General features: G+C 63.3%; 6 protein-coding genes and 1 pseudogene. 1 reads left to right on the forward strand and 6 read right to left on the reverse strand.

The features are described 5' to 3' along the window. From OOT08_RS06270 to OOT08_RS06285, 4 genes and pseudogenes are all read right to left on the reverse strand, one after another. A pseudogene (locus OOT08_RS06270) lies at positions 1-403 on the reverse strand (acyltransferase); the annotation flags it as partial. Further along, on the reverse strand, positions 400-891 hold the full coding sequence (locus OOT08_RS06275) for a MaoC family dehydratase (protein ID WP_325091725.1): 492 nt from the start codon (positions 889-891) through the stop codon (positions 400-402). The gene OOT08_RS06275 and the pseudogene OOT08_RS06270, both read right to left, overlap by 4 nt. Further along, positions 888-2,267, reverse strand: a complete 1,380-nt coding sequence (locus OOT08_RS06280) for an MFS transporter (protein WP_325091726.1) — start codon at positions 2,265-2,267, stop codon at positions 888-890. The genes OOT08_RS06275 and OOT08_RS06280 overlap by 4 nt, the downstream gene beginning before the upstream one ends. Positions 2,268-2,342: 75 nt before the next feature. Further along, positions 2,343-3,563 (reverse strand): CaiB/BaiF CoA transferase family protein, encoded by a 1,221-nt coding sequence (locus OOT08_RS06285; RefSeq protein ID WP_325091727.1) that lies wholly within the window; start codon positions 3,561-3,563, stop codon positions 2,343-2,345. A 176-nt stretch (positions 3,564-3,739) separates the two neighbouring features. Between OOT08_RS06285 and OOT08_RS06290 the strand changes: the two genes are divergently transcribed. Beyond that, positions 3,740-4,825 (forward strand): LacI family DNA-binding transcriptional regulator, encoded by a 1,086-nt coding sequence (locus OOT08_RS06290; protein ID WP_325091728.1) that lies wholly within the window; start codon positions 3,740-3,742, stop codon positions 4,823-4,825. A 16-nt stretch (positions 4,826-4,841) separates the two neighbouring features. Here the strand turns inward: OOT08_RS06290 and OOT08_RS06295 are convergent, their stop codons facing one another. Continuing rightward, complete coding sequence (locus tag OOT08_RS06295) at positions 4,842-6,050, reverse strand: fumarylacetoacetate hydrolase family protein (protein ID WP_325091729.1); 1,209 nt, start codon at positions 6,048-6,050, stop codon at positions 4,842-4,844. Next, positions 6,047-7,207 carry a hypothetical protein gene (locus OOT08_RS06300; protein WP_325091730.1) on the reverse strand — a complete coding sequence of 387 codons (1,161 nt, stop codon included), beginning with the start codon at positions 7,205-7,207 and terminating at the stop codon, positions 6,047-6,049. Before OOT08_RS06300 ends, OOT08_RS06295 begins: the two co-directional genes overlap by 4 nt. Between the last annotated feature and the right edge of the window lie 158 nt (positions 7,208-7,365).

The raw sequence follows: 7,365 nt of genomic DNA on the forward strand, positions 1-7,365 counted from the left end.
CGGAGCGCACCCGAAGGAAGGGGATCGCGCCCCACATCGCCACGCCGAAGGGCACCAGGACCACGACCGCCGGGGCGTCCTCCAGCAGGCCCAGCAGGAGGCCGATCAGCACGACGATGCCGCCGCGGGCGAACAGCGACCAGCGCGCCGCCGCCACGTCTCCCGCGACCAGGTACCGCCGCGTGGCCAGCACGACGCTCACCCCGCCGAGTACCGCGAACAGCGTTGAGGGGTTCCCGTCGAACACGGTGTTGAGCGGCTTGTCGGCCGCCCAATCGATCACGCGCACGTGCGCAACGACCATCCCGCAGATCGCGAGGAACCGCGCCAGGTCGATCCCGACGAGGCGGCCCCCGCCCGGGGAAAACCGAGCGGGGGCCGGAGCGCTACGAGCCGTTCTCATTCTGCCAGCGTAGTCTCCTCGACGCTGGGGCTTTCCTCGGCTGAGCGAGTCCGCTGCACTGCCAGGGTGTGCTGCGCCACGAGCACAACCTCGCCCCGCTGGTTGATCCCGGTGTACTGCTTCACGACCAAACCGATCTCGGGGTTTTTGTGATCTCGGAGTTCAATCACCTCTGAGGAAGCACGAACGGTATCCCCCGCAAGGACGGGACCGGGGAAGCGAATTCGGTCGTAGCCGTAGGCCACCGCAAGCGGGTTGTCCTCAACCGTGAGCCCCACAACGATGCCGAAGGTCAGGACCCCGTGGGCCAGCTGCCCCCCAAAACGCTCCTGTGCGAATTCGATATCCGTGTGGGCGGGATGGTGATCACCGGTGAGGTCGGCGAACGCCAAGATATCCGCAGCAGTGATCACCCGTACGCGAGTCGACTGGTGCTCTCCGATCGTGTATTCCCCATACGTCCGGGGCACTACCTCCTGAGCGTTCACGCGGAAACCCGCTCCGCCACCTGTGCGCTGCCAATGACGCGGAGGGTTCCCGTGGTGTCTTCGGTGAAACGTTCTTCATCGCCCTGGTCCCGGTCCGAACGGAAGTACTTGGAGAAATAGACCGCGATGAACGCTACAGTCGCGTTGGCAATCATGAACGCGGCAATGGCAAACCAGTGTCCGGTCAACACAATCAGTGAGGTGGCAATGAGCGGCGCGGTCCCGCCCAGGATGGCTCCGGAAACCTCTCGGGCAAATGCCACGCCTGAGTATCGAAGCGCCGGAGGGAACAGCTCGGCGAGGAATGCGGCCTGGGCCGCGTAGCAGGTCGCGACTGCGCCAACGAAGCATACGGCCAGAGCCAGCGTCGTCAGCACGGGGTTCTTCGTGTCGATCAGCAGGAACATGGGCACCGCCCAAAGCGCCCCAAACGCCGCACCAAAGAGGAACAATTTCCGACGCCCAATCCGGTCGCCAAGCCGCCCAAAGACGGGCATAAAGATCGAGCCGGCAAGCAGAATCGTAGCGTTGATCCCGAGCCCGAGCGCCGCGGCGAACCCAAGATTGTTCGTCAGGTAGCTCAGGGCCCACACTTGTGGGATGTAGGAGAACCCGGACAGCATGAAGTTGGAGCCGAGGGCGACCAGAAGCCGACGCTTTTCGGTTCGCATGAGTGTGAACAGGGGAACCCGAACGATCTTGTCCTCAGACTCTGCTTGCTTGAATTGCTCCGTTTCGCTCACCCGCCGCCGGATGTACATGCTTACCCCGAGCATCACCAGGCTGAACAAGAACGGGATCCGCCAGCCCCAGGTGGTGAAGTTGTCCCCCGTCAGGAAGACCATCAGCTGCATCATGAGCAACCCGAGCGCGGACCCGATCCACACCCCGGCACCGGACCACGAGGCGTAGAAGCCGCGCCGTGCGGGAATTGACGACTCTGAGGAGAGAATGATCGCACCGGCGTACTCAGCGCCAGCGCCAAGCCCCTGCAGCACTCGAAGCGCGACGAGCAGGACCGGGGCGGTGAGGCCAATTGATTCGTAACTGGGCAAAAGCCCGATGAGCGCCGTCGAAATACCCATGAGGAGGAGGCAAGCAATCATGACGGGTTTGCGGCCGATTTTGTCGCCGAGATGCCCAAAGAGGATACCGCCGAGGGGGCGGGCGAAATACCCGACCGCGAAGGTCGCAAACGAGTACATGAGCCCCGTGGCCGGATCCTCATTGACGAAGAAATAGGTATTGAAGACGAGCGCTGCTGCGGCACCATACAGCGCGAAGTCGTACCACTCTACGAGGCTCCCGACCGCGGATGCGGTCGCAGCGCGTCGCGAGCGCCGCACGGCCTCTGGGTTTGCGTGGGTCTGGTTCATGATGCTCCTTTGCAATGGTGAACGATGAAACGGAAGAAAGCGAATGGGACGGGGCCGCGCTGAACGGCCCCGTGGTCACGCGGTGGGGTCGGGGTCAGCACCCAGCTCAGCGTCCTGATGCATCGCTCCGGATGCTAGGAGGGCAAGAATCCGGTCCTCGGGAATACCGATTTCTCGGAGCACCTCACGACTGTGCTGACCGTTCACCGGGGCAGGCCGCTCAACGGACTGCGGCGTGCCCACCAAGTCGAAGGCGAAGCCGGGGGTGGTCACAAGCCCCTCAGTCGGATGCTCGTACTCAACGAACGAACCGTTGTGCTTCACCTGGGGGTCCTCGAGCAGTTCCTCGTAGCTGTACACCGGCCCGACCCATACTCCTGCGTCGCCGAGAACCCGCAGCCAGTGTTCGGTCGTTTGAGTGGCCAGGTGCTCGGTGACCAGCGCGGATATTTCATCGCGGAGCCGGAAGCCGTCGCGCTCTGAGTCATAGGCATCAAAGCGCGGGTCGGCGAACACCTGCCCAAGAACATCCGCTTCCGCGAAGGAAATGGCAAGAAAACTGTCCCGCGTCGGATAGACCCCGTAGGGGGCGCGGATGTAGCTGTGCGCGTGAATCTGCTCGCTGGGCTCCTGACGAACCCCACCAACCGTTCGCACGCTGATCTCCTGCATCTGCGCCGCGATGATCGCGTCCAGCATATTTACCCGAACCAGCTGGCCCTCTCCGGTTCGCTCCCGATGAAAGAGCGCAGCGAGCGCACCCTCGAACGCGGAATATGCGGCGAAGGCGTCAACCAGGAAAAAAGGAGCCGGCCGAGGGGCTTCGCCAGCGCGCTTTGCGCTATGCAGGGCACCGCTCATGGCCTGAAGCAGAACATCCTGCCCGGCACGAGTGACATACGGTCCGTCCTCGCCGTAACCGGACATGGATACATACACGAGATCGGGCTTGATCTCTCGAAGCGTGTCGTAATCCACGCCGAGTCGGGCGGCAACGCCGGGGCGGTAGTTCTGCAAGAACACATCGGCCTCCGCGATCAGCTCGTACAGGACGGCACGACCCTCCTCGGACTTGAGGTCCAGCGAGAGAGAGCGCTTGTTCCGGTTGAGCGAAAGAAATGATGCGTTGACACGGTTGCCCGCGGCCCCGCCCGCGGAAACGTGTCGCTGCCACTCCCCACCGATCGGTTCAACCTTGATGACGTCCGCGCCCAAATCCGCGAGTTTTTGCGCGGCAAACGGACCGGACATCGCGATTGAGACGTCGATCACTCGAATATTGTCGAGAACCCTCATAGTGCACCTCTTGCGAACAGCGTTGTCAGAAGACTCCGGCGGAGCCACTGGTTATGTTAGCGCTAACGGTAGCGCTAACACAAGCGATTCAATGGCGGTCAAAAAATCTCGGCCCTGCTAAGGTCAAGCTGACCGCAGGTGCGCTCTCACGAGGCACCCCCATCTAAGGAGAGTCGGTGAGTATCGAAGCTCCCCAGGAAGCCTCTGAGCCCGTCCGCGCCACCCGCCGCACGCCCAGTCGGGCATCTACTCGGTCCGTCACGCTCGCCGACGTCGCCGCCCTTGCGGGTGTGTCTGCTCAGACGGTGTCTCGGGCGTTGCGAAACCCCGAGGAGGTTGCCGAGCACACTCGGGAACGAATCGACGCAGCCATACACCGGTCAGGCTATGTGCCGAATCTGGCCGCGAGAAATCTGGCGTCAAACCGAAGCCGGCTCGTAGCCACGGTCGTCCCCTCAATTTCGACCTCGGTGTTCGCAGAGACCGTCACCGCTGCCAATGAGGTCCTTGCCCCGGCCGGGTACCAGCTCATCCTCGGCTTCAGCGACTATAACGACGATCAGGAAGAGCAGCTGGTCCGACAGCTAGTTGGCCGCCGCCCAGACGGCGTCTTCCTCATCGGGAACGTCCACACGGACGCCTCCGTCCACATGCTGCGATCCTCAGGTGTCCCCGTTGTCGAGACCTGGGGGTGGTCTGAAAGCCCCATCGACGATCAGGTGGGTTTTTCCAACCACGACGCGGTGGTCGACCTGGTAACCGCCGTGCACGACTTGGGCTACCGGAACCCGGTATTCGCTGGCTCTCTGATCCCCGGCGATCATCGCTCACGAGAGCGAATCGCCGGGTTTCGTACAGCGCGGTCGACACTCACCCCCGGCTCCGTGGATCGTTTCGTCGATTCCTCTGATCTCCCGCTCACCCTGGAATCTGGTGCCCTCCTCCTTGACCGAATGCTCAGGGCGTTTCCCGACCTTGACATCGTGATGTTCTCAACGGATATCTTGGCAAACGGCGCCCTCCTCGCCGCGCAGCGCCGTGGCTTGCGCGTCCCAGAGGATCTGGGCATCACCGGCTTCGGTGATTTCGAGTTGTCAACCGCGCTCTCCCCGTCACTGACGACCGTCTCGGTGCCCACCGCCGAGCTGGGTCACATCGCCGCGGAACGACTGCTCGAAAAAATGGAGGGCCGTGCGAGGGGCCAGGCCGCCACCCGAGTCGCGTACAAGATTGCGATCCGAGAGACGACCCGGCGACAGTAGCTCGCTCGTCGGCGGCTCAGCCCCCGAGCACCCCACGACGATTCAACCGGGCAAAAAGGTCCGATATCCCCATTGTCCAGGGCTCACAGCGCTCACTATGCTCAACTCGGCTCACGAGCGCGCCAAGACGCGGTGTCGCAATGCGCACCAGGTCTCGCCGATGGTGCGTAAAGCCCTGACCGGAAGCCCCACGATCGGTAACCGGCGCGAAGAGCGTACCGAGCAGGAGGACGGCGCCGTCGGGGTACTGGTGGTGATCACCGAGGAGCTGACCAACCAGGTCCGCTGGATCACGACTACTTTCCCGCTGGGAGGAGCTGCCGCCCAGAAGAAAACCGTCCTCACCCATGACATCCAGCTGAACCGTTGCCGCCCGAACATCGTCCAGAGTGAATTCCTCGTCAAACAGCCGAAGAAACGGCCCGATGACCGCGGCGGCATTATTATCCTTTGCCTTGGAGAGCAGCAGCGCTGAGCGCCCCTCAACATCTCGCAGATTGACGTCATTACCCAGTGTCGCTCCCACAATCGCCCCGGACGAAGAGACAATCACGCCGAGCTCTGGCTCTGGATTGTTCCAGTCAGAGGTACTGAGCACTCCGGCCTGACCGGCCGTTCCCACGCTGGACAGCGGTTGGGCCTTGGTAAAAATCTCGGCGTCAGCGCCGATGCCCACCTCCAGGTACTGGCTCCAGAGACCACGCTCCCGCAACCGTTCCTTGAGCCGCGTGGCCGCTTCTGATCCCGGCACCAACTCGGCGAGTGATCCTCCGAGCGCTTCGGTAATGGTCAGCCGCATTTCTGCGGCCGCGGTGGGCTCGCCTCCCGCACGCTCCTCGATCAACCGTTCCAGCATTGAAACCGGAAAGGTGACTCCGGCAGCTTTGACCGCGTGCAGGTCCAGGGGAGACAGGAGCCACGGGTGAGCAGGATCCCGAACTTCAGGGTCGGTATTTGCGAGCGCTTCACCGAGCGATCCCAGGTCCTCCCCATAGGCGCCTCGGAGCACGGTAGCGGGATCGGGGGACTCAGTCACCTGCGAGACCGTCGGGAAACTGGCGGTGACATCCACCAATCGCCCATTCCGAACCGTCACTACGGAGGGCCCATCGTGGTGGGGAGACCAGGCGCGCCCCACCAGGACCGCCCGGTCCGCATCCTCCGGAAGCGTCTCGGCGGCGCTCGGGGGCCAGTTCACTCGAATTCTGTGTTCTACTGCGGTCATGAGTTCACCTTTCTGGAGGGCCCGGTCGCGGCAAGCGCCGCTCTCCGAAGCGAGTCATACTGCCGCAGGACCTGAGCGGCGCCACTGCCCGAGAGCAGCGCGGAGCGAAACAGGGCGGAAGCAGTGGATTGAAAAGCGGTATAGCCGGGAAACCGGGGCCGAACCGTCGCGGCGGAAAGAGTCTGCGCGGTCCCAGCAGTAAAGCTGCCAGTTCGCCTCGCCACCCCGGAGTCCAGCCAAGCTTCCCTTCTCGCGGGTTGACCTTCCTCATCAACGAGGAGGCCGCTCTGCACAGGAACCCCCACCAGTCCCGCAAGGTGTTCGGCGAGCGCTGGACTCAGCACCGTCCCAGCAGTGACCGCGAGGCCCGTGCCCCCCAGCGTCGATCCGGGGGGACGGCCCGGGAAACGCGGTGCATCGGCAAACGCAACCCGTCGAGGCGTCGTTTCCTGCTGAGAGGGCTTCGGCCTGGCATAGTTCACATAGCCGTAGATCAGCGGGGCGTACGCAATCTCGCCACCTCGTGACATCAGCTCCAGCATCGCAATGGGGTTCAACTCGGCCCACTCCGCCCGACTGTTCGCTGCCAATCGGGCCAGGACAGCGTATGCCGCAGCCCCAGCGTCTGCGTCCACACTGCCATCCGGAGCCACAGGCGCGCCCAAAGCGCCGCACACCGAATACCAACTGATCAACGCATGCGGACCTGCGAGCGAGAGTGCGACCGGAGCCTCACGGGCAAGCTGCTCAACGTCGTTCCACTCTCTGGGCGGACTCGCAATCCATTCCGGGTCGTAAGCGGCAACCTGAGTAGCCGCGTCCAACGGGAGCGCCCACAACTGCCCGCCCACGGTGTACGAGGCAACCGAAGCTCCGATGTACTGCTCTTCCGCGCACGGCACCGGAGTACCCGCGAAGGCTTCGGTGATTGCGCGGAGACTCCCACTCTCGAGAGCATCACCGAGATGCGGGTGGTCGAGAACGACCAGGTGATACTGAGCACAGACCTCCGCAATCGGAGCAGATTCAAAACCCTCAAGCGGATGAGTGTCCCATTCCAGCGTGTCTCCCCGCTGCTCTGCGTTGAATTTCGCGGCAAGGACGCGCAGCGCCTGTTCCCCGCGCGGATGGTCCCAGGTGAGCCCTCGATAGCGCATGCGTCTCCTCGGTGAGTACGGACTATGTTAGCGCTAACGTTAGCGCAAACAGTCACCGTGCTCAAGCCCAAACCACGGCCGGCCCTGACCTCAGAGCACCTGGCCTCCCGCACAAGCGTCACCCGGAACGATTCGTCGCGCCCTCTGACACTCGGTTA

Origin of the sequence: Leucobacter sp. M11 (assembly GCF_035726885.1) — a bacterium.
Lineage (GTDB): Bacteria > Actinomycetota > Actinomycetes > Actinomycetales > Microbacteriaceae > JAPFRB01.

Excerpts from the sequence above, each read along its gene's own strand:
- OOT08_RS06280 (WP_325091726.1), bottom strand. The coding sequence starts at position 2,267 with ATGAACCAGACCCACGCAAACCCAGAGGCCGTGCGGCGCTCGCGACGC.
- OOT08_RS06300 (WP_325091730.1), bottom strand. The coding sequence starts at position 7,207 with ATGCGCTATCGAGGGCTCACCTGGGACCATCCGCGCGGGGAACAGGCG.
- OOT08_RS06285 (WP_325091727.1), bottom strand. The coding sequence starts at position 3,563 with ATGAGGGTTCTCGACAATATTCGAGTGATCGACGTCTCAATCGCGATG.
- OOT08_RS06295 (WP_325091729.1), bottom strand. The coding sequence starts at position 6,050 with ATGACCGCAGTAGAACACAGAATTCGAGTGAACTGGCCCCCGAGCGCC.